Origin of the sequence: Solihabitans fulvus, from assembly GCF_008386585.1 — a bacterium.
Lineage (GTDB): Bacteria > Actinomycetota > Actinomycetes > Mycobacteriales > Pseudonocardiaceae > Solihabitans > Solihabitans fulvus.
Map to the genome: position 1 here is coordinate 24,566 of NZ_VUOB01000028.1, position 20,936 is coordinate 45,501.

Annotated in this window: 14 protein-coding genes; 12 read left to right on the top strand and 2 right to left on the bottom strand. The window is 71.0% G+C overall.

Annotated features, from left to right (window positions below; genetic code table 11):
- Positions 1–189 precede the first annotated feature (189 nt).
- From F0L68_RS16505 to F0L68_RS16540, 8 genes are all read left to right on the top strand, one after another.
- A complete protein-coding gene (locus tag F0L68_RS16505; RefSeq protein WP_149850475.1) occupies positions 190–2,211 on the top strand; it encodes an AfsR/SARP family transcriptional regulator in 2,022 nt (673 codons plus the stop codon).
- A gap of 135 nt (positions 2,212–2,346) precedes the next feature.
- Positions 2,347–2,583, top strand: a complete 237-nt coding sequence (locus F0L68_RS16510) for a phosphopantetheine-binding protein (protein WP_149850476.1) — start codon at positions 2,347–2,349, stop codon at positions 2,581–2,583.
- The gene (locus F0L68_RS16515; RefSeq protein WP_149850477.1) at positions 2,580–5,720 is read left to right on the top strand and encodes a non-ribosomal peptide synthetase; all 3,141 of its coding nucleotides are present in this window, start codon (positions 2,580–2,582) and stop codon (positions 5,718–5,720) included. The genes F0L68_RS16510 and F0L68_RS16515 overlap by 4 nt, the downstream gene beginning before the upstream one ends.
- Positions 5,717–6,445 (top strand): alpha/beta fold hydrolase, encoded by a 729-nt coding sequence (locus tag F0L68_RS16520; protein ID WP_223198841.1) that lies wholly within the window; start codon positions 5,717–5,719, stop codon positions 6,443–6,445. The genes F0L68_RS16515 and F0L68_RS16520 overlap by 4 nt, the downstream gene beginning before the upstream one ends.
- A 106-nt stretch (positions 6,446–6,551) precedes the next feature.
- Complete coding sequence (locus F0L68_RS16525) at positions 6,552–7,688, top strand: acyl carrier protein (protein ID WP_149850478.1); 1,137 nt, start codon at positions 6,552–6,554, stop codon at positions 7,686–7,688.
- Positions 7,685–8,233, top strand: a complete 549-nt coding sequence (locus tag F0L68_RS16530; RefSeq protein ID WP_188316611.1) for a 4'-phosphopantetheinyl transferase family protein — start codon at positions 7,685–7,687, stop codon at positions 8,231–8,233. The genes F0L68_RS16525 and F0L68_RS16530 overlap by 4 nt, the downstream gene beginning before the upstream one ends.
- Positions 8,230–9,807, top strand: a complete 1,578-nt coding sequence (locus F0L68_RS16535; RefSeq protein WP_149850480.1) for an amino acid adenylation domain-containing protein — start codon at positions 8,230–8,232, stop codon at positions 9,805–9,807. Before F0L68_RS16530 ends, F0L68_RS16535 begins: the two co-directional genes overlap by 4 nt.
- The gene (locus F0L68_RS16540) at positions 9,804–12,185 is read left to right on the top strand and encodes a condensation domain-containing protein (RefSeq protein WP_149850481.1); all 2,382 of its coding nucleotides are present in this window, start codon (positions 9,804–9,806) and stop codon (positions 12,183–12,185) included. The genes F0L68_RS16535 and F0L68_RS16540 overlap by 4 nt, the downstream gene beginning before the upstream one ends.
- Before the next feature lie 98 nt (positions 12,186–12,283).
- On the opposite strand, the gene F0L68_RS16545 is transcribed toward F0L68_RS16540, so the two are convergent.
- Together F0L68_RS16545 and F0L68_RS16550 are read right to left on the bottom strand one after the other, a co-directional pair.
- Positions 12,284–13,837: an amino acid adenylation domain-containing protein gene (locus F0L68_RS16545; protein ID WP_223198842.1), complete on the bottom strand. Its 1,554-nt coding sequence runs from the start codon at positions 13,835–13,837 to the stop codon at positions 12,284–12,286.
- 17 nt (positions 13,838–13,854) lie between these two features.
- On the bottom strand, positions 13,855–15,198 hold the full coding sequence (locus F0L68_RS16550) for an MFS transporter (protein WP_223198843.1): 1,344 nt from the start codon (positions 15,196–15,198) through the stop codon (positions 13,855–13,857).
- Between the two features lie 426 nt (positions 15,199–15,624).
- Between F0L68_RS16550 and F0L68_RS16555 the strand changes: the two genes are divergently transcribed.
- From F0L68_RS16555 to F0L68_RS16570, 4 genes are all read left to right on the top strand, one after another.
- Complete coding sequence (locus tag F0L68_RS16555) at positions 15,625–16,971, top strand: iron-containing redox enzyme family protein (protein ID WP_149850483.1); 1,347 nt, start codon at positions 15,625–15,627, stop codon at positions 16,969–16,971.
- Entirely contained in the window at positions 16,968–17,297 is a 330-nt protein-coding gene (locus F0L68_RS16560; protein WP_149850484.1) for a Rieske 2Fe-2S domain-containing protein, read from the top strand. The genes F0L68_RS16555 and F0L68_RS16560 overlap by 4 nt, the downstream gene beginning before the upstream one ends.
- 29 nt (positions 17,298–17,326) lie before the next feature.
- A complete protein-coding gene (locus F0L68_RS16565; protein ID WP_149850485.1) occupies positions 17,327–18,394 on the top strand; it encodes a 50S ribosomal protein L11 methyltransferase in 1,068 nt (355 codons plus the stop codon).
- Between the two features lie 251 nt (positions 18,395–18,645).
- Positions 18,646–20,730, top strand: a complete 2,085-nt coding sequence (locus F0L68_RS16570) for a pectate lyase-like domain-containing protein (RefSeq protein WP_223198844.1) — start codon at positions 18,646–18,648, stop codon at positions 20,728–20,730.
- Positions 20,731–20,936 lie beyond the last annotated feature (206 nt).

Sequence of the window (20,936 nt, forward strand, 5' to 3'; positions counted from 1 at the left end):
TTGGCGAGCTGTCACCAGGCGCTGGGCCACACAGGTGAAGGGTGAGTCCATTCGCCGTAGCAGGTCAGCGGTTTGTCATCCCCAAAGGGAACAGATAGTGAGCCTTTAGGGCAACGTCTCCCACGGAGATCATCCGTCCGGCCGCCGAAGAGCAAGGCTTGCGTTCCACCGCCGCTCAAGCGAGGACCCATGCCGACGAATCCAATGCATCGCTCTGGCCCCAACCGCTTCCGGATCCTTGGCACGCTGGAGTTCTTCGATGGTCAGCACTGGTCTGCCATCGGCGCGCCGAAGCAACGCGCGCTGCTCGCCGCGCTGTTGCTCAGCGCCAACCAGATGGTTCCCGCCGACCGGCTGGTCGCCGAGCTGTGGCCCAACGACGTACCGGACAGCGCCCACGGGCTGCTCGCTGGATACGTTTGGCGATTACGCCGCGCACTACGCAACGGGGACGTTCTGGTCACCCGCGCGCCGGGCTACCGGCTGAACCTCCCGCAGGGCGCGCTGGACGTGCACGAGTACGAACGGCTGGTCGCCGCGGGCCGGGCGAGCCTGGCCGCGCGCGATCCCGCCGCGGCGACCGCGTCGTTCACCGCTGCGCTCGCGCTGTGGCGCGGCGCCCCGCTCGCCGACGTCGCCCGCACCGACGTGGTGATGGCCGAGGCTGCACGGCTGGACGAGTCGCGGCTCGCGGTGCTGGAGGCCCGCATCGGCGCGGAGATCGAACTCGGTCGGCACGAACCGCTGCTGCCGGAACTGAAACTGATGGTCTCCCAGTACCCGCTGCGGGAACGGCTGCACGCCCACCTCATGCTCACGCTGTACCGATGCGGACAGCAGGCCGAGGCGCTCGGCGCCTACCACGATCTGCGCCGCCTGCTGATCAACGAACTCGGCATCGAACCGAGCAAGCCGCTTCGTGAGCTACAGCAACAGATCCTCCGCGAGGATCCGCAGCTGCTCGACGCGACATCAGGGCCGAGACCGGATGAAAGACCCAGAGTCGTCATCTCGCCTCGGCTGCTGCCGCCCGATCCCGACGCCGGTTTCGTCGTCGGCGGCGAGGCCGAGCTGTCCGCGACGGCGGCCCGACTCGTCGGCGGCGGGGTGTGCGCCGTGTACGGCGCCGCCGGCACCGGCAAGAGCACGCTCGCGCGGCGCGCGGCACACGCGGTCGCCGAACGGTTCCCGGACGGCTGGCTGTGGCTGGACCTGCGCGCGTCGACCACGCAACCGCTGTCCGCCCGCGAGGTGAGCGCCGAGGTGTTGCGCGCCTTCGGTGTCTCCGGTGACCGCGCCATGGTCACCGCGGGCGGCACGGTGCGCTGGCCGGACCTGACCTCCGGCCGACGGGCGCTCGCCGTGCTCGACGACGTGGCTGACACGGACCAGGTGCGTCCGCTGCTGTCCCCGCCGCCGGGCTGCGCGGTCCTGCTGACCGGGCGCGGCGCCATCGGCGCGCTCGGCTCGCACCGGCACGTGCGGCTCGGCCGGCTGTCCGCGGCCGGATCGGTGCTGCTGCTGCGGCGGCTGCTCGGCGACGAGCAGGTCGACCGGGATCCCGCCGCGACGAGCGCGGTGGCGCGGTTGTGCGAATATCTGCCGCTGGCCCTCCAGGTCGCCGCGACGCGGCTGGTCATGCGTCCGGAGTGGACGGTGACCGAGTTCGCGACACGGCTGGCCGACCCGCGCCGCAGGCTCGACCTGCTTGCCTCCGGTGAGCAGAGCGTGCGCGAGAGCCTGCTGGCCAGCGTCCGGCTGATCGAGCGGGACCACGACACCCAGGCGCGCGTCGCCGTGCACCTGCTCGGGGCGCTCGACCTGCCGGTGGTGGACGTGCACACGGTGGCCGCCCTGCTCGGTCTGTCCGAACACACCGCGCAGCCGATCGCCGAACGCCTTGTCGACGTCGGGCTGATCGAGACGATCAGCATCGACCGCTACCGGGTGCCCGATCTGGTGCGACTGTTCGCGCGGGAGCGGCACGACGCCGAGGTCGACGCGGCCGCGGCCGTGCGCAGGGTGATCGACCACCACGTGAACCTCGTGCACCGCCAGCTCGCCGAGCCCGTCGCCGCGAGTCTCGGCTGGTACCGGCAGGAGCTGGGGACGCTGCGCGCGCTGGTCGACCGCGACGACACCGACGTGTTGCACAAGGCCGTCGACCAGCTGCGCTGGACGCTGTCCGGCACCCGCGCGCGCGTCGCATAGGCGACACACAGCCGTCACATAGGCGACGCATAGACCTAGCCACAGCCGAACTGCATCGCCGAAACATCGGCGGTACATCGGCGATGGGGATTCTCCCGTGCAGAGCACACCACAACAACAGGCGGAGAGCCGGCGATGACCGCACAACTAGACCTGGACTCGACGATCGCCAAGTACGCGACGGTCTCCTTCGACGACAGCACTGAGCTGCTGGACGCCGGGCTGGAGTCGTTGTCGCTGCTGCGACTCGCGGTTGAGGTCGCCGCGGACGACGACGCGGAGATCGACGCGACCAGGCTGGTCGAGCTGCACACCATCGGTGAGCTGAAGACCTGGCTGAGCGAGCTGGCCACGGCGGAGGTCGCCCGATGACCGCCGAGCTCGTCGCGCCGCCGGAGACGCTGCCGATCACCGAGTCCCAGAAGGGACTGCTGGTGGTCGACAGCCTGGTGCCGACCAGGCAGATCTACAACCAGATCATGCAGTTCGACCTCGACCCGGCGCGCTGCGACGCACCGCTGGTCGACGTCGTCCGGCGCGCGCTGGCCGTCCTGGTGACCGTGCAGCCCGCGCTGCGCCAGGTGTTCGGCCGCAACCCCGACCTGCACGCCACGCTGCTGGCGCCGCCGGACGCGGACGACCTGCCGCTGGAGACGATCGCCGTCGCGCCGGGCGAGTACGCGGCCACGTTGGCCGAGGTGGGCCGCACCATCGGCCGCACGCCGTTCGACCTCGGCGTCGGGCCGGTCTACCGGTTCGCCTTCGTGCACGCCACCGACGGCAGCGCCGCGTCGATCCTGTTGTGCGCGCACCACACCGTCGGCGACGGCGTGTCGATGGCGCCGATCGTCCGCGACCTCGACCGGATGCTCACCGGCACCATGACCGAGGACGTCGAGACGCTGCGGATCGCGCGGGAAACTGCGTTCCGCAAGGAACTCGCCGCGCAGAACCGGGTCGCGTCCTCGGAGAAGACCGCCGAGAAGGCCGCCGCCTGGGCGGAGCGGCTGCGCGCGGTGCCACCGCTGGTGCTCTACCCGCGCCCGAATCGTCCTACCCAGACCGATTTCGCCGGCACCCGCATCTCCTGGACCACCGACGAGGCCGAGGCCGAGCGCATGCAGGCGACCTGCAAGCGGCTTGGTGTCAGCCCGTTCGTGCTGCTCGCCGGCGTGTACGGCGCGGTGGTCGCGCGGCACGGCGGGGTGTCCAGCGTGCTGGTCGGCAGCCCGTTCGCCGCGCGCCGCACGATCGGCGCGTTCGACCTGTGCGGGTTCTTCGTCAACACGCTGCCGGTCACCGTGGACGTGGACTGGACGCGCACGGTCGACGAACACCTGAGCGGGCCCGTCCGCGCCGAGATCGACTTCTGCCGGTCCGCCGTGGACGTCCCGTTCAACCGGCTCGTCGCGCAGGTGCAGCCGGACCGACCGCGCGACCGCAACCCGTTGTTCTCCTGCATGCTGGCCATGCAGGACACCTTCGACGCGAGCACCGCGACCGGACCGGTCATCGGCATCCGCGAACCGAGCAACGGCACCGCGAAGTTCGACCTCTGGATCGGCGCGACCCCGGTCAACGGGCGCTGGCAGCTCGACCTGGACTACGACCGCGCGCTGATCACGCCCGCGGTGGCCGACGGCATCCTCGACTCGATGCGGACCGCGCTGCGCCGGGCAATCACCGACGGCAGCCGCACGCTGGCCGAGTTGTTCGACGACGCCTCGACCACGCAGAGCCGGCGCACCGACGGTTACGCCGCCGACGTGCCGGCGCCGACGCTGAGCGAGTGGTTCGACGAGACCGCGCGCAGCACGCCGGACGCGATCGCGATCGAGGAGTCCGAGCGACGGCTGACCTTCGCCGAGCTGGCCGGCCGGGCCAACCGCGTCGCCGCAGGCCTCGCCGGGCACGGCGTCGGGCCGGGTGACGTGGTCGGGCTGCGGCTGGACGCGTTGGGGGACAACGCGGTGGCGATCCTGGCGACGCTGCGCCGCGGTGCCGCCTACCTGCCGCTCGATGCGAGCCTGCCGGCCGATCGGTTGGCCTACATGGTCAACCAGGCCGGCTGCCGGGTCATCATCGGCTCGGGGCTCGACGTCGACGGCGCCAGCACGGTGGCCATCGCCGCGCTGGAGTCCGACGAGGACGTCCCGTCCGCCGCCGACCGACGTTCCGGCGTGTACGTGATGTTCACGTCCGGCTCAACCGGCCGCCCCAAGGGCGTGCTGATGGGCCACCCGCCGCTGCTGAACCTCGCGGCCTGGTCGGCCTCCGCGCTCAACGTCAACGCGGACACCAGGTTCCTCCAGTACGCGCCGGCCGGGTTCGACGTGTCGTTCCAGGAGATCGTGCCGACGCTGCTGCTCGGCGGGACCGTGGTCGCCAGGGAACCCGCTGACCGGCGGGACTTCCCCGCCATGGTCCGGCGCGTCGCCGAGACCGCGGTCACGCACCTCTACCTCCCGGTGGCCGCGCTGCGCCCGTTCGTGCTGTGCGCGCAGGCCCAGCGGACCAGGCTGCCCGCGCTGCGCACGTTCTGCGTGTCCGGCGAGCAGTTGCTGGTGGACGACGAGATCCGCGCGTTCTTCGACGACCACCCGCACTGCGCCCTGGTCAACCACTACGGGCCGACCGAGACGCAGGCGGTCACTACGCAGCGGCTCGCGGCAGGCGATCCGCCGTGGGCCCGGCACGTGCCGATCGGGCTGCCGATGCCGAACGTGACCGCGTACGTGGTCGACGGCACCGGCCACCTCGCGCCGGCCGGCGTCGCCGGCGAGCTGTTCCTCGGCGGCTGCTCGCCAGCGCACGGCTACATCAACGACCCAGAACGCACCGCAGACCGGTTCGCGCCGGGGCGGTTCGAGCCGGACGGCATCCTGTACCGCACCGGCGACCAGGTCGTCAGGGACGAGCACGACACGCTGATCTTCCTCGGCCGCGGCGACACCCAGGTGAAGATCCGCGGCCACCGGGTCGAGCTTGGCGAGCTGGAGACCGTCGCCACCGAGGTCCCCGGGATTCGGCAGGCCGTCGCGGCCGTGCGCGGTGACGGCGCGGACCGGGAGTTGTTGCTGTTCCTGGTCTCCGAGGCCGGTGTCGACCACGACACCGTGCGGGAGCACCTCGGCGCGCGGCTGCCGGCGCACATGATGCCGGCGCTGGTCGTGGACATCGAGTCCGTGCCGACCTCGGGCACCGGCAAGACCAACCGGGCCGCGCTGGTGGAGCTCGCCTCGAAGGTGCGCGCCGAGGAGCCGGTCACGGTCGCCGAGTACGCCGACGACCTCGAGCGGGACCTCGCCGAGATCTGGGCTGGTGTGCTCACCGTGCCGACCGTCGAGCGGGACGTGCCCGTGCTCCAGTACGGCGCGCACTCACTGAACATCTTCACCGCGCTCGGCCTTGTCCAGCAACGGTTCGGGGTGGCGGTGTCGGTGGTCGACTTCTTCCGCGCGCCGACCATCGCCACCCTGGCCAACCTGGTCCGCGAGGGCCTCAAGTGACTGGGGTCGCGCTGCCCGGTCGGCTGGTCACGTTGGTGCGGCGGAAGGACCGTCCGGTCTGCGTGATGCTGCCTGGGGCGGGCGGTGGCCTCAATCCCTATCTGCGGCTGGCCTCCTACCTCGGCAGGCACTACAGCGTGTACGCCGTGCGGGCGGCCGGTCTGCTGCCCGACGAGGAGCCGGAGGACAGCGTCGCGGCGATGGCGGACTCCGCCGTCGCCGCGCTCGGCGGGCTCGTGCCGGACCTGGTGTTCGGCTGGTCGCTCGGCGGCACCATCGGCTGGGAGGTGTGCGTGCGGCTGGCCGACCGGGGCGTCCGGCCGGACCTGGTTATCGTCGACAGCTCGCCGTTGGCGCGACCGTCCACTGTGGAGGCCGACGAGCACATCAGGAAGGTGATCCTCGGCGGGCTCGGGCCGAGGGCGGACGAGCAGACCGTCGGCAGGGTCGACCGGACCTTCCGCGCCCAGGTCGCCGCGCTCGCCGACTACGCGGCCGTGCGCGAGTACGCGGGCAGAGTGCTGTTGCTGATGTGCCCGGACAACGACAACGACTTCGACGGCAGGGCCGAGTCGGTTCGGCGGTGGCGGGAGCTCGCGCCGGACCTGCGCGACGGGACGCTCGACGCGGACCACTTCGCGGTGTTCGAGCCGGAGCACCTCGACCAGCTGACCGACGAGATCGGCGGCTTCCTCGGCCACGACAGGGCGGAGGTCGCCACGTGACCGAGCCGCCGGAGTGCCCGGTCGGCCGAGGCGGCTCGACCCGGCCGGCAGGCCATCGTGGCAGGCGGGCAGTTCACCTGGTGACCTACGACAACCGGATGCGATCATGCTGAGTGCCCCTACCGAAACCTACGACCGGCTGTGGTCGCCGGTGCTGGAGACGCTGCGCGCCGACGCGCTGGACTGCGTGCAGGCCAACCTCGCCGCCGTCGCCGACCGCCACAACGGCTCCGGCGCGCATCTCGCGCTCGGCTCCGCGCTGCGGTTCGAGACCGAACCGGGCCAGGACGGGGCGCCGCAGGTCGCGTCGTCGGTGCCGTACCGCCTCGCCGCCGCGCACGACCTGCTCGGGCTCCGGGTGGCCAAGCGCTTCGACGACGTGGACGGCGCCGCGCTGCGCGAGCTGGTCGGCGAACACGGCCCCCTGTATGTGATCGCCGACGCGCACACCCTCGCGTGGACGCCGTACGCCGGCCAGCAGCACACCGAGCACACCTTCCTGCTGTCCGCCTCGGACACCGTCGTGGACGCCTACCACGACGAGACGCCGTGGGGGTCCTGCCGTCCCAGCGTGTGGCGCCTGTCCCCCACCGACTTCGACGCGATGGTGCCGTCGGCCACCGTGCTGCTGTTGGCGACCGAGCCGGTGACCGCGCGGCCCGGCGCGCTGGCCGACAACGCGCGGGCGCTCGCCGACGCCGTGCCGGACATCGACGCGTACCTGGCGGCCAACCGGGGCAGCGACCAGTTGGTGCTGGACGTCTGGCTGCTCGGCCGGTCCCGGCTGCTGCACGCCGCGTGGCTCGGCGGCAACGCCGAGGCCGACGCGCACGCCGGGGCGTGGCTGGCCCTGGCGTCGCAGACGTACGTGGCCTGGCGCAGGGCGAAGCGCACCGGCGCGCTGCCGGCGACCGTGCTGGACGAGCTGGCCAGGCTGCTGCACGAGGATGTGGCCATGGCCGGCAGGCTCGCCGCGGCGGAACCCGTCGCGGCGGCCGACGACGACCTCGTGCGGGCCACCGTGCTGGCGGCGATCGAGGACGTGCTGCGCCTGGACGAGTCGATCGTGCTCGCCGCGCGGACGCTGCGCGACCTGCCCAACTTCAACTCCTTCCGGCTGGTCGACATCATCGAGCGGGTCGAGAGCCAGCTGAACGTGGAGCTGGACGCGGACGACCTGACCCCGCAGGCGCTGCGCGACACCGACTCGCTGTGCGCCGCGTTCGCCAGGAGGTCCGCGTGACCGCGTGCGGCAGGGTGCGCGTCGCCGTGCGCCGTCGGTCCGCCTCGCGCGCCGACGCCCGCGCCGTGCTGCGCGACCTGCTCGCCGACGCGACCGAGGTGGCCGGCGACGCGGAGATCGCGACAAGGCCGAGCGGGCAACCACACCTGCCGGCGCACCCGGAGATCTCGGTGAGCCTGTCCGACGACGGCGACTGGCTGGCCGCCGCAGTCGGCGTCGGCGGACGCGTCGGCGTGGACGTGCAGCGGCCGGAACCCGTCACGGCGGGCCGATTGCGGCGCTGCGGATCGCCGACCGCGCGCGTCGCGCTCGCCGCGTTGCCCGACCCCGAACGCGAGCGCGAGTACAGCCGGATCTGGACCGTGCAGGAGGCCTGCGTCAAGGCGACCGGCACGGGTCTCGCCGGACGGCCGTGGACGATCCCGGTCGAGGTCGGCCAGCACGACGGCACCTGGCACTCCCTCTGTTGGCACAGCGTCCCCTTGCCCGATATCGCGGTGAGCGTCGCCCACGAACTTCGTTACCCGGAAAGGGAAGCACGATGACGAACCAGACCCTCTACCAGTGGTTCCTCGCCTCGGCGGACGCGCACCCCGACCACATGGCGCTCGAGGTCACCACGACCTCGCTGACCTACGCCGAGCTGCGCGCGACCGTGGAGCGGATGTCCGCGCTGATGCACGACACGCTCGGCGGGCCGCCGCGACGGGTCGGGCTGCTCACCTCGCGCAGCCTGGTCGGCTACGTCTCCTACCTTGCCGCGCAACGGCTCGGCGCCACCTGCGTGCCGCTGAACCCGGCCGCCGCGGCGTCGCGCAACCTGGCCATCACCGAGGACGCTGGCCTCGACCTGACCGTCGTCGACGACACCAGCGGCGACGGCGCGGCCGAGTACCGGGTGGCCACGGACGTGCCGATCCTGGACATGACCGGCGGCCGCCCGCGCGACCTGCTCGACGCGGACCGGTCCGCGACCATCCCGCCGGGAGTCGACCGCACGACGGACGACATCGCCTACATCATCTACACCAGCGGCACCACCGGGAAGCCCAAGGGCGTGCCAACCACGCACGCCAACGTCTCCGCGTTCCTGGACGACGTGATCCCCCGCTACTTCCTGACGCCCGGCTCGCGGGTCTCGCAGACCTTCGAGATGTCCTTCGACGGGTCGATCGTGGAGATCTTCGGCAGCTGGGGCTCCGGCGCGACCCTGTGCGTCGCGCAGCACACCGACGTGTTCACGCCGGTGAAGTTCGTCAATGCCAAGCGGTTGACGCACTGGATGTCCGTGCCGTCGCTGATCTCCTTCGCCAAGCGCCTGCGCGCGCTGGCTCCTGGCAGCATGCCGAACCTGCTCGGCGGGTTCTTCGGCGGCGAGGCGCTGACCATGGAGCACGTGCAGGCCTGGTCGAGTGCCGCGCCCAAGGCCCGCATCTTCAACTGCTACGGCCCAACCGAGACCACCGTGACGGTGACCGGCTACCAGGTGCCGCTGGCGCAGGACGAGTGGGTGGAGACCTCCAACCGGTCCATCCCGATCGGCGAGCTGTACCCGCACATGGAGTACGTACTGCTCGACAGCGACCTGCTGCCCGGCGAGGACGGCGAGCTGTGCATCCGTGGGCCGCAACGGTTCCCCGGCTACCTCGACCCGAGCGAGAACGCGAACCGCTTCGTGTCCTTCGACGGTCGGACCGCACAGATCTACGACAGCACCGAGCCGCTGACCGAGGACCACTGGTACCGCACCGGCGACCGAGTCCGCAGGGAGCGCGGCGAACTGGTGCACCTCGGCCGAATCGACGACCAGATCAAGATCCGGGGCAACCGGGTCGAGCTCGGCGAGATCGAGTCGGCGCTGCGCAAGCACCCGGACATCGCCGAGGTCGTGGTGATCACCGTGACCGCGCAGGACGGCGAGATGGACCTGCACGCGCTGTACACCGGCGGCGAGGTGTCCGACGCGGAGTTCGCCGGCCTGGTCGACCAGCTGCCCCAGTACATGCACCCGCGCGGATTCCACCACCGCCAGGAGATCCCGCTGACCACGGTCGGCAAGGTGGACCGCAAGCGACTGTCGGAGGAGTTCGGCAGGATCCCGACGGTGAGCGCCCGATGACGACCGTCGACGCTCGGGTCGACACCTTCACCGTGCCGGCCACCCCGATGCAGGAAGCCCTGTGGTGGGTGCACCAGCGGGCCAGGAACCAGTCGGTCTACAACCTCACGCTGCGGCTGGCCTGCGATCGCGCCCCGGACACCGACGCGCTCGCGGCGGCGTGGCAGACCGTGATCGACCGGCACGAGGCGATGCGCACCTCGGTCGTCCAGCAGGACGGCACGATCACGCTGGTCGTGCTGCCGAAGGTGACCGCGACCATGCAACGGGTCGAGGTGGACGATCCCGGCACGGCGCCGGTGGACACGCTGTTGCGGCTGCTGGCCGAGGAGATCCACGAGCAGACGATCGACCTGAGCCGGGCGCCCCTCGCCCGGCTGACCACGGTCCGAGTCGGCACCGAGCACGAACTCGTGCTGACCGTGCACCACGTCGTGCTGGACGGCTGGGCGCTCCAACTGCTCCTCACGGACCTTTCGACCGCCTACCAGGCGATCGTGCGCGGCGACCGGCCAGAGTTCGAGGCCGAGGCGGTGCCGTTCTCCGTCTACGCGCGGGAGTCCGTCGCCGCGAGGGACGCCGGCGAGTGGCAGCCGAGCCTGGACCACTGGCGGTCCACATTGGACGGCGCGGTGTCGACCACGGTGGCGGCCGACCACGACAGGTTCGCCGGCACCGGGGCCGCCGGTGTGACGCTGCGCTACGCGTTCAGCCGCGAGGCCAACGAGGGTGTCGCGGCGCTCGGCAAGGTCACGTTCGGCACGCCGTTCGCGGTCATGCTGGCCGCGATGCAGGTCGTGCTCGCGCGCGGCGGCGCAGGCGAGGAGGTGTCGGTCGGGGCCGTGATTGCCAACCGGATGACGCCACGGGACCAGGCGCTGGTCGGCTACACGGCCAACCTGTGCATCGCCAGGGCGACGATCGGCGACGAGGACACTCTCGCGGACGTCGTCGGCCGGTCGCGCGACGCGATGTGGACGATGTTGGCGCACCAGAACGTGCCGTACTCGGCGGTGTTCGGCTCGCTGACCGAGTCGACCCAGGCGATGCTGAACGACTACGCGCCGCTGCTGCTGAACTACCTCGGCCCGATCGGCATCGGGGCGATGCTTGGCGACATCACCCTGACGCAGCACCTCACCCCCAACCGGGCGGCCAGGTCGGACATCGCGATCGCGTTCTGGGAGATCGACGGCGGCGGGTATCTCGCGGAGATCGAGTACAACACCGGCCGCTACGAGAGGCAGACGGTGCAGCGGCTGCTGCACGACCTGGACTCGGTCCTCGCGGCCGACCCGCAGGCCACGGTGTCCGGCCTCGAGGTCAGGTCCCGCGCGGTCGCCGGCTTCGTCGACCACCGGCCGGCCGAGGCGCCCCCGGCCGCGCGCCTGCCCAATTCGCCGCTGTGGCAGCAGGTTGGCCACATCTGGCGGGAGGTGCTCGGCGACGACCCGCACGACCAGGACGAGGACTTCTTCGCTATGGGCGGCCGGTCGCTGAAGGTGTTGCAGCTGGCCGCGGCGATCGAGTCGGAGACCGGGCACTCGCTCGACCTGATCCGGTGGCTGGCCGAGCCGACCCCGCGTCGGCTGGTCGACCAGCTCACCGAGGACCGGCCGACCACGGTCAGCACGCTGGTCGTGCTGCGCGAGGGCGACGGGCCGCACCTGCACCTGGTGCACGGGGCCGGTGGCGCGGCGCACGACTACCGCGCCCTGCTGGTCGCGCTGCCCTCGGGCTGGCGGGTCACGCTGTCGCAGGAGCGCGAGCCCCTGCCCGGCGTGCCGGAGATGGCGGCCAGCTACCGCGCCGACCTCGACGCGGCCGGGCTGCGGCCGGATCTGTTGTGCGGCTGGTCGATGGGCGGCCAGATCTGCTTCGAGCTGGCCGCGGGCTACCCGGAGCCGCCGCGCCTCGCCGTGCTCGACGCGGCCCCGCCGGTCGGCTACGAGAACGACGCGGACCGCGAGGCGGAACGTCTCGACTCGTTCGTCGCGACGGTCTGCGGCTCGCTCGACGTCGACCTGGCCGGTTCGCTTCCGGTGACCAGCGGCGACAATCCCGAGCTGGCGATGCGGGCGCTGGCCGCCTGTCTCGGCGCCGCCGGGGAGACCGTGCCGGCCGCCACGCTGATCGAGCGCTGGGGCACCTACCGCAGGCACACCCTCGCGGTGTCCGCCTACGTGACCGACCGGGTGCTGGCGGCGCCCGTCCTGCTCGTCGGCGCGCAGCTGCTGGACGTGCAGCTCGACCAGTGGGCGCAGCGCTTCGCCACGCCACCGCACCGGATCCGGATCGACACGACCCACTACGGCCTGCTCGGGCCTGAGTTCGCCGACCAGCTCGCGGCCGAGATCCAGTCCCTCATGGAACGCTGACCCGCCACAACCGATGGGGGGCACCGCACACGCGGTGCCCCCCATCGGGCGTTCTGCTGGCTGTTCGGCGCGGCGCGCGTCAGGCGTCCTGGTGCGCGTCAGGCGTCCTGGCGGTCGTCCAGCTCGGCGGCCAGCCTGCGGCGGTCGACCTTGCCGCTCGCGTTGACCGGGAACGTGTCCACGTGATGCACGGAGCTCGGCACCATGTACGCGGGCAGCCTGCCGCCCACCACGGCGGTCAGCTCGTCCTCGGCCACGGCCTCGCCGGTGTACAGCGCGTGCAGCAGGAGCTCGCCGCCCTGTTCTGGCGCGGCCAGCACGACGACGTCCAGCACGGCCGGATGCGACCGCAGCGCCGACTCGATCTCGCCGAGCTCGATGCGGTAGCCGTGGACCTTGACCTGATCGTCCAACCGTCCTATGTGGACGATCTCGCCGTGCTCGATCCTGACCCGGTCGCCCGTGCGGTACCAGTCGGACGGGAGCACCGGGCCTTCGACCACGGTGAACCGCTCCTCGCCGCGCAGGAACCGGCCGCGGTCGTGCGCGGGATCGAGGTATCCGTCGAACCGCTGGGCGCCGCGCATGCACAGCTCTCCGTCGGTGCCGACCGTGCCGTCCTCGGTCACCAACACCGCGTCGAGCCGGTCGTAGGCCGGCCCGATCGGCAGGGTGCCGTTCGAGGTCTCCGGCCAGTCGGCGGGGTCGGCCGGCAGCCGATACGCCGTGCAGGTGACGGTCAGTTCGGTTGGGCCGTAACCGTTGTCCAGCACGCTGGCCGGCGCGGCGGCCGCCCAGGCGCGCGCCTGCGCCACCGTCAGCGTCTCGCCGGCGAAGACGCTCCAACGCAGCCCTGGCATGCTGCCGGGGCGCAGCCCGCGCAGCCGCCTGGCCAGCGAGATCACCGAGGGCACGGAGAACCAGTGCGTGATCCCCCTGCCGGCGACGAACCGCGCCGGGGTCAGCACCTCGGCCTGCTGCGGCACCACGAGCGTGGCGCCGGTGCTCCAGGCCGCGAACAGGTCGAACACGGACGGGTCGAAGGTCAGCTCGAAGACCTGCGACAGCCGGCAGCCCGGCCGCACCTCGTACCGCTCGACGCAGAACGCGAGGTAGCTCGTCACGTTGCTGTGCCGGATCGGCACGCCCTTCGGGGTGCCCGTGGATCCCGACGTGAACAGGACGTAGGCGACGTCCTCTGGCTTGCCGTCGTAGGCGGCCTCCCACGCGGCGGGCAACCCCTCGCGCCACGCGCCGTGCAGCGGCAGCGCGACGATGTCACCGCCGTCGAGGACCTCCTCCGCCTGCGCCGCACCGGACTCGTCGACCACCACGACGTCCACGCCCACCGCCGCGCACATCCCGCGATTGCGGCCGGCGGGGAAGGCCGGGTTGAGCGGCACGACGATCGCGCCGAGCCGCAGCGCGGCCAGGTATCCCGCGTAGGCCGCGAGGCTGCGGGTCGCGAGCAGGCCGACCGCGTGCGGGCGTCGTCCCGCGGTGTCCACGAGCGCCGCGGCGAGCCGGTCGACCAGCTCGACGAACTCGCGGTAGGTCGGGGCGTCCTCGCCGACCTCGATCGCCGTGGCGTCCGGGGACCGCCGCGCGGCCTCGCGGAACAGGCCGTACAACGTTGCGTGCTGATCGATCACTGCGTGCCGCTCCCTGTTCATGCCTTCTTGTCGGTCGCTTCGACCGCTTCGACTGTCTCGGCCTCGCCGGCGTCGTCGGGCACGGGCGCGTCGACCTCCGCGACGGCCTCCCGCGTGATCACTCGCAGGAACGGGTAGATCAGCGCGACGCAGATGACCGCGAAGAACCCGAACGCCACGCGGAAGCCCAGCCACTGCGCGAGCCCGCCAGCGACGGCGGCGGCCACCGGGGTCATGCCCCAGGAGACCAGCCTGCTCGCCGCGTTGAACCGGCCGAGCAACTCATTGGGCACCAACGACTGCGAGATCACCCTGGAGTTGACCGTCCACATCGTGCCGCCGATCCCCGCGAAGAACGCGGCGACCCCGACCAGCCAGGCGCTGGACGGCGTGGCGGGCAGCAGCGCGGGCACGCCGACCATCAGCACCGTGCAGATGATGTTGACGAACATCACCCACCGCCTGCCGAGCAGCCGGTTCATCGGCCCGACCAGCGAGGTGCCGACCACGCCGCCCGCGCCGAGGCTGGTCAGCAGGAAGCCGAACTGCTTCGAGGTCAGGTCCAGCGGGCCGCCGACGGCGTACGCGGGAATGATGGCGTACCAGGCGGCCCAGCAGCCGGACATGAACGTGATGAGCACGGCCATCGTGCGCAACAGCTTGTGTCGCAGCAGGAACTGGAGACCCTCGCGGATCTCGACGCGCGCCGGCCGCCGCTCCTTCGTCTTCTGCACGGTGAAGTTGCCGACCAGCATGGTCAGCAGCAGCGCGCCGATCAGGTAGACCGCCCCGGTGACCCCGAAGGCGATGGCGAAGCCCGCGGCGACCAGGAACCCGCCGATGGGCGCGCCGACGAAGCTGAAGCTGACGTACTCCGTTGCGGTCATCCGCGTGTTGAGCGACTGCCAGCGGCTCTTGGGCGCTACGGACGGGATGATCGACATCGCGGCCAGCTGCGCGACCACCTCGGCGACCCCGAGCACGAGCGCCACGGCGTAGATCAACGGCAGGGTGGTCGCGTTCAGGGCCACCGCGATCAGCATGACCACGATGGACGCCATCCGCGCGAACTCCGCGCCGACCATCAGGGAGCGCCGGTTCATCCGATCGACGAACACGCCGATGTGCAGCGCGGTGACCAACCACGGCAGCGTCAGCATGATCGCCACCGCGGCGATCAGCGCCGGCGAGCTGGTCAGCCGCGTGGCGAGCAGCGGAAGGGCCACCCGCATCACGGCGTCCGCGGTGTTCGTCGTGCCGGTGAAGGCGACCAACAGCCATTCGTTACGCCGGGCGGGCACCGGGTCCGGTGTCGACCCGACCCCCGATGTGGCCGAGACGGTCGAGGAATTCCCGGACACGACACCTCCGCGTGTTCGCCGGATCTGGCTGAGGCAGCCGCCGTCATCCTCGACACCGCGCGACCCGGATGTCAAGAACCGTTACGGGACAACAACATTCGATTCGCATCAGGAAGGCCGGCGTACATCCACAGTCCACCCAGCGGCGCGCTGAGCACCTGAAATCGCCGAAAGGGTAGCCATTGGTGTCCGAACGGGCAATCGCCGACCGACCATCACGCCGGACCGTTCCATCGCCATTCCATCCGGGCGGTCCGGACATGCGAAGACGCGCTGAGCAGCGGCGATGTGCGGCAAACGGGCTACTGACAACGACTTCTGGGTCCACATCGCTCGATCACGTACGGTCGGCGACGGGGGATCAACCGGCCTCGGATCGGCCGCCGAATCGCGCCCCCGTTTCGCAGTCTTGGAGGACCACGAGGCATGGGCACGTCAGCTTTGCAGTCCAGTGAATCCATCGCGGGCGCCGTCGCGGAGTTCGCCGACTCCGAGCCGTACCGCGCCAACCAGGGGCCGTTCGTGCGGGCGAACCCGTACCACCGCCCGCTGGACACGCAGCGGCTCGCGGCGATCGACTGGTCGAGGCGACTCACCGAAGACCAGTTCGTCTCCGACGACAGCCTGATGGCCAACCGGCTGCTGATGAACGTCTACGAGAGCGACGCGCTGTTCCTGCCGCGCGACGGCCTGCACGGCAAGGAGCGCGCCTTCGACGCCTTCTACAGCAGCAGGAACCGCCTGCTGGCCGACCAGGTGCGCACCACGGCCGAGGACTTCGCGCTCGGCTTCCTTGAGGACAGCGTCAAGGTCACCGGGTCGTGGGAGGCCGACGCGACGCTGGCGCACCTCGAGCGCACCATCGACGAGGCGGTGAACGCCGACCGGCCCGTGCTGCGGTCCGTCGAGACGGCTCCGGAGAACAAGCGGGCCGCCGAGATGCTCATCGCGCAGATGGCGCTGGACGGGCTGACCGAGGCCACCGCGATGTCGCAGAACCTCGGCGGCGCGTTCGGGCCGGAGCAGAGCGAGCTGTTCAAGATCTTCATCGACGAGTTCGGCTACGGCGTCTACGCGGCCAAGCACAGCACGCTGTTCACCGACCTGTGCGCCAGCACCGACATGTCCGCCGACGCGCACCACTACTGGTTCTTCTACCTGCCGACGTCCATCGCGGTGAACAACTACTTCTACACGGTGACGCACAACCGCACCGGGTTCTTCCGCTACATCGGCGCGATGGCCCTGCTGGAGGCCACCTTCGCGCCGTGGTTCGGGGCGCTCGGCAAGACGCTGCGCGCGGTGTACGGCGACAGCGTCGACCTCAAGTACTGCGACGAGCACGCGCACATCGACCAGCACCACGGCCGGATGGCCGTGCACGACCTGCTGATGCCGCTGGCCCGCAAGCACGGCCCGATGGCCGCGCGCGGCCTGATCCGGGGTGTCGAGGAGATCCGGCTGCTCGGCGCGCTGGCCGACGAGGACCTGATGGCGCAGCTCAAGTGGCGGCCCACCGCGGAGAAGTCCGACCTTTCCACCGTGGATACCAAGGACGTCGTCGACCTCACCGCCGCGACGCCCTTCGAGACCAGGGTGGCGGAGCGGGACTGCGCGGTGAACGTGCTCAGCGGCCGAGTGGACCTGCACTGGCGGGCGACCGGCGAGCCGCTGACGCTGACCGAGGGCGAGGCCGTCCGGGTGCCGGGCGGTCGGCTGTACGGGGTGCGGTCCGAGGTGGACACGACCATCGCCGTGAGCGACATCCGATGACGCGGATGCTGCGCGTCGAGCTGTCGTGGCCGGAGCAGAACACCGTGCACGTCGGCGACGACCTGTACTTCGTGCTGGCCCGCGAGGGCACCGTGCACCTGATCGCCAGCACCTGCGCGCACCGGGGCGGCCCGCTGCACCTCGGCGAGGTGCAGGAGGGCCGGCTGCGGTGTCCGTGGCACGGCAACAGCTTCAAGGTGGATCGCCTGTGCGTGCGCGGCGCCTCGGTCGTGCAGCGCGGTAGTCAGGTGATCGCCTACGTGCCCGCCAAGGAGTCCGCGCAGGACGAACCGGTTGTCGCACATGCCTTGGTCCTTGCTCGCTGAGTGAACTCGTTGAGTGAATGAGGTAGTCCGTGACAGTGCAGGAGTCAGTCGAGGCCGTGCCGCAACCGGGCGCGGGGGTCGACCTGTCCAACTCGGTCGAGGTCCTACAGGATCGCGGTCTGGTCGCCATGGCCCGCAACGACTACGCGGCGGCGGCGGATTGTTTCGCGCTCGCCGACCAGCTGGCCCCCGAGGACAACGACGCCCCGCGCCGGCTGCTCAACCGGGCGATCCGGCAGTTGGTGCCTCGGTGGCACTTCGCCATGCTCAACGACGAGGAGCGCAACCAGGCGTACGAGAAGGCCATCTCCGCCGCGGTCCGGCCGGGCGACATCGTGCTGGACATCGGCACCGGCACCGGCCTGCTCGCGCTGCTCGCCGCAAGGGCGGGCGCGGCGCAGGTGATCAGCTGCGAGGCCGAGCCGCTGATCGCGGGGGCCGCGCGGCAGATCATCGCGGCCAACGGGTACGAGGACCGCATCACCGTGGTCAACTGCCTGTCCACCGACCTGCGCGTCGGCGTCGACCTGCCGGCGCGGGCGGACGTGCTGGTGACCGAGATCTTCGACTGCGCGCTGCTCGGCGAGCACGCGCTGCCCTCGCTGGACCACGCGCGCGCGGAGTTGTTGACCGACAACGCGAGGATCCTGCCGGCCAAGGGCAGGCTGTGGGGTCAGCTGGTCGCGTCCGACCGGCTGCGCGGGCACAACCACGTGTCCACCGCGTGCGGGTTCGACGTGAGCACGTTCAACCAGTTCCGCTCGCTGGAGTACTTCGACGTCTACCTGGAGAACTACTCGCACACCCCGCTGAGCGAGCCGTTCCCCCTGCTGGATCTCGACTTCACCGCGCCGTGCCCGCCCGGCCGCGACGTGATCAAGGTGCTGCCGACCGCGCAGGGCCGCAGCCACGCCATCGCGATCTGGTTCGAGCTGGACCTCGGATCCGGCGTGACCCTGTCCAACGGGCCCGCCCACCACGACACCCACTGGCGGCAGGCCGTGCAGACCTTCGACGAACCGTTGGTCTGCGAGGTCGGCCAGCCCATCGCGCTGGAGGTTCGGCACGACCGCGAGCGGGTTCTCATCGTGCCGTGAGCGGGTCGACCACACCGCGCCTGATGGACAGCTGACGCAGCGCAGAGCCGCGGTCGGCGAGGATTCCCCTCGCCGACCGCGGCTCTCTGCTTTGTCACCGCGGGGTTGCCAGCCGGTTACGTCCGAGTTGTCGGGTGCGGACGTTGTTTCTGCGCGCCATCCCTTCCGTCGCAGGTCGGATCGGTTTACCGTCTCGCGGGAGCGCTCTCACGCCTGCTCACCCGTGGAATCCCTGCCCCGGAGGTGGCCACGTGAACCGCAGCCCCCACCATCCCGCCCATCGCCGGTCGCGCTGGCGCGCCGGCCTGGCCGCGCTCGCCGCGGCCGCGACCCTGCTCGCCGTCGGCGTCAACGCCTCGGCCGCGACCGACTACACCCAGACCGCCACGCAGCTGACCGCGACGCAGGCTCAGCTCTCCTTCACGCCAACGACTCCCGCGCGCTACGTCGACGTGCACTACCTCGTCAACGGCGCGGGCCAGCAGAACTTCCGGATGACTGACAACGCCGGGACCTGGCAGCAGACCGTTAGCTCGCTGACCAGTGGCACCGTGCTCGAGTACTGGTTCACCTACGAGAAGAACGGCCCGCAGTACGACACGCCGCACTTCACCTACACCCAGGGCGGCAACGGCGGCAGCGGCGGCGGGACCTGCCCGACCCAGTCCGACACGCCGGACCTCGGCCCGAACACGCGGGTCTTCGACCCCGGCATGTCCGCCGCGACGATCCAGGCGCAGCTCGACACGGACTTCGCCGCGCAGAAGGACACCCTCACCGCGCAGTTCGCCGAGCGCAGGGTGGCGCACCTGTTCAAGCCGGGCACCTACGCCGTGCACGACAACGTCGGCTTCTACACCTCGGTCGCGGGCCTCGGCCAGAACCCGGACGACGTGACCATCAACGGCGACGTGACGGTCGACGCGTTCAACGCATCCGACCAGGGTCAGGCGCTCCAGAACTTCTGGCGGTCCGCGGAGAACCTGGCCATCAACCCGAGCAGCGGGTCCGATCGCTGGGCTGTGGCGCAGGCCGCGCCGTTCCGGCGGATCGACGTGCACGGCGGCCTCCAGCTCTACCCGGCCAGCTACGGCTACGCCAGCGGCGGCTACGTCGCCGACACGAAGGTGGCCGGCCAGGCGTCCTCGATCTCGCAACAACAGTGGTACACCAGGGACAGCGCGCTGGGCAGCTGGTCGGGCGGCGTGTGGAACATGGTGTTCTCCGGCACCACCGGCGCCCCAGCAAACACCTTCCCCAGCCCGCCGGAGACCACGCTGGCCACCACCCCGGTCTCCCGCGACGTGCCGTACCTGTACGTCGACGGCGCCGGCAGGTACCGGGTGTTCGAGCCCTCCCTGCGCACCAACGCATCCGGGCCGAGCTGGGCGGCCGGCAGCACACCGGGCACCTCGCTGCCGATGAGCCAGTTCCGCGTCGTGAAGCCCGGCGACACCGCCGGCACGATCAACGCGGCGCTGTCCTCGGGCTGCAACCTGTTGTTCACTCCCGGCGTCTACCACCTCGACCAGACGCTGAACGTCACCAGGGCGAACACGGTCGTGCTCGGCATCGGTTACCCGACCCTGGTGCCGGACAACGGGATCAACGCGATGCAGGTCGCCGACGTCGACGGCGTCCGGCTCAAGGGCCTGCTGTTCGACGCGGGCACTACCAACTCGGCAGCGCTGCTGACGGTCGGCCCGGCCGGCTCGTCCGCGAGCCACGCAGCCAACCCGACAACGGTCCAGGACGTGTTCTTCCGCGTGGGCGGCGAGATCGCCGGCAGGGCGACCGCCAGCCTGGTGGTCAACAGCAACGACGCGATCATCGACCACACCTGGGCCTGGCGCGCCGACCACGGCAACGCGGGCACGGTCGGCTGGACCGTCAACACCGCGGACAACGGCCTGATCGTCAACGGCGACAACGTGGAGGCGACCGGCCTGTTCGTCGAGCACTACCAGAAGTACGAGGTCACCTGGAACGGCCAGCACGGCAGGACGATCTTCTTCCAGAACGAGATGCCCTACGACGTGCCGAACCAGGCCGCCTGGCAGAGCCCGACCGGCGTGAACGGGTACGCCGCGTACAAGGTCGGCGACAACGTCGGCACGCACGAGGCGTGGGGGCTCGGCAGCTACTGCTACTTCAACGTCAACAACTCCGTGACGAGCTACCACGCGTTCGAGGTGCCCAACCCGGCAGGCGTGCGGCTGCACGACCTGCTGACGGTCTCGCTGAACTACCAGGGCACCATCACTCACGTCGTCGACGACGCGGGTGCGACAACGCCGTCCGGGACCGTGCCGAGCAATCTGGTGAGCTTCCCGTAACCCGCGATCCCTGACCGGCAGTCCGGCGCGCGCGACCCCGTGGCCAGTGTTCCGGCGTCGCGCGTGCCGGCCTGCCCTACTTAATTCGAGCCTAAAAATTAGGTCTTGCCTAGGTGGTATAGACCATGGATACTCGCTTTGTTGCTAGGCGCAACAAACGAGAGGTGACACAATGATGTCGAACCGACTCGCCAGACGCGCACGGC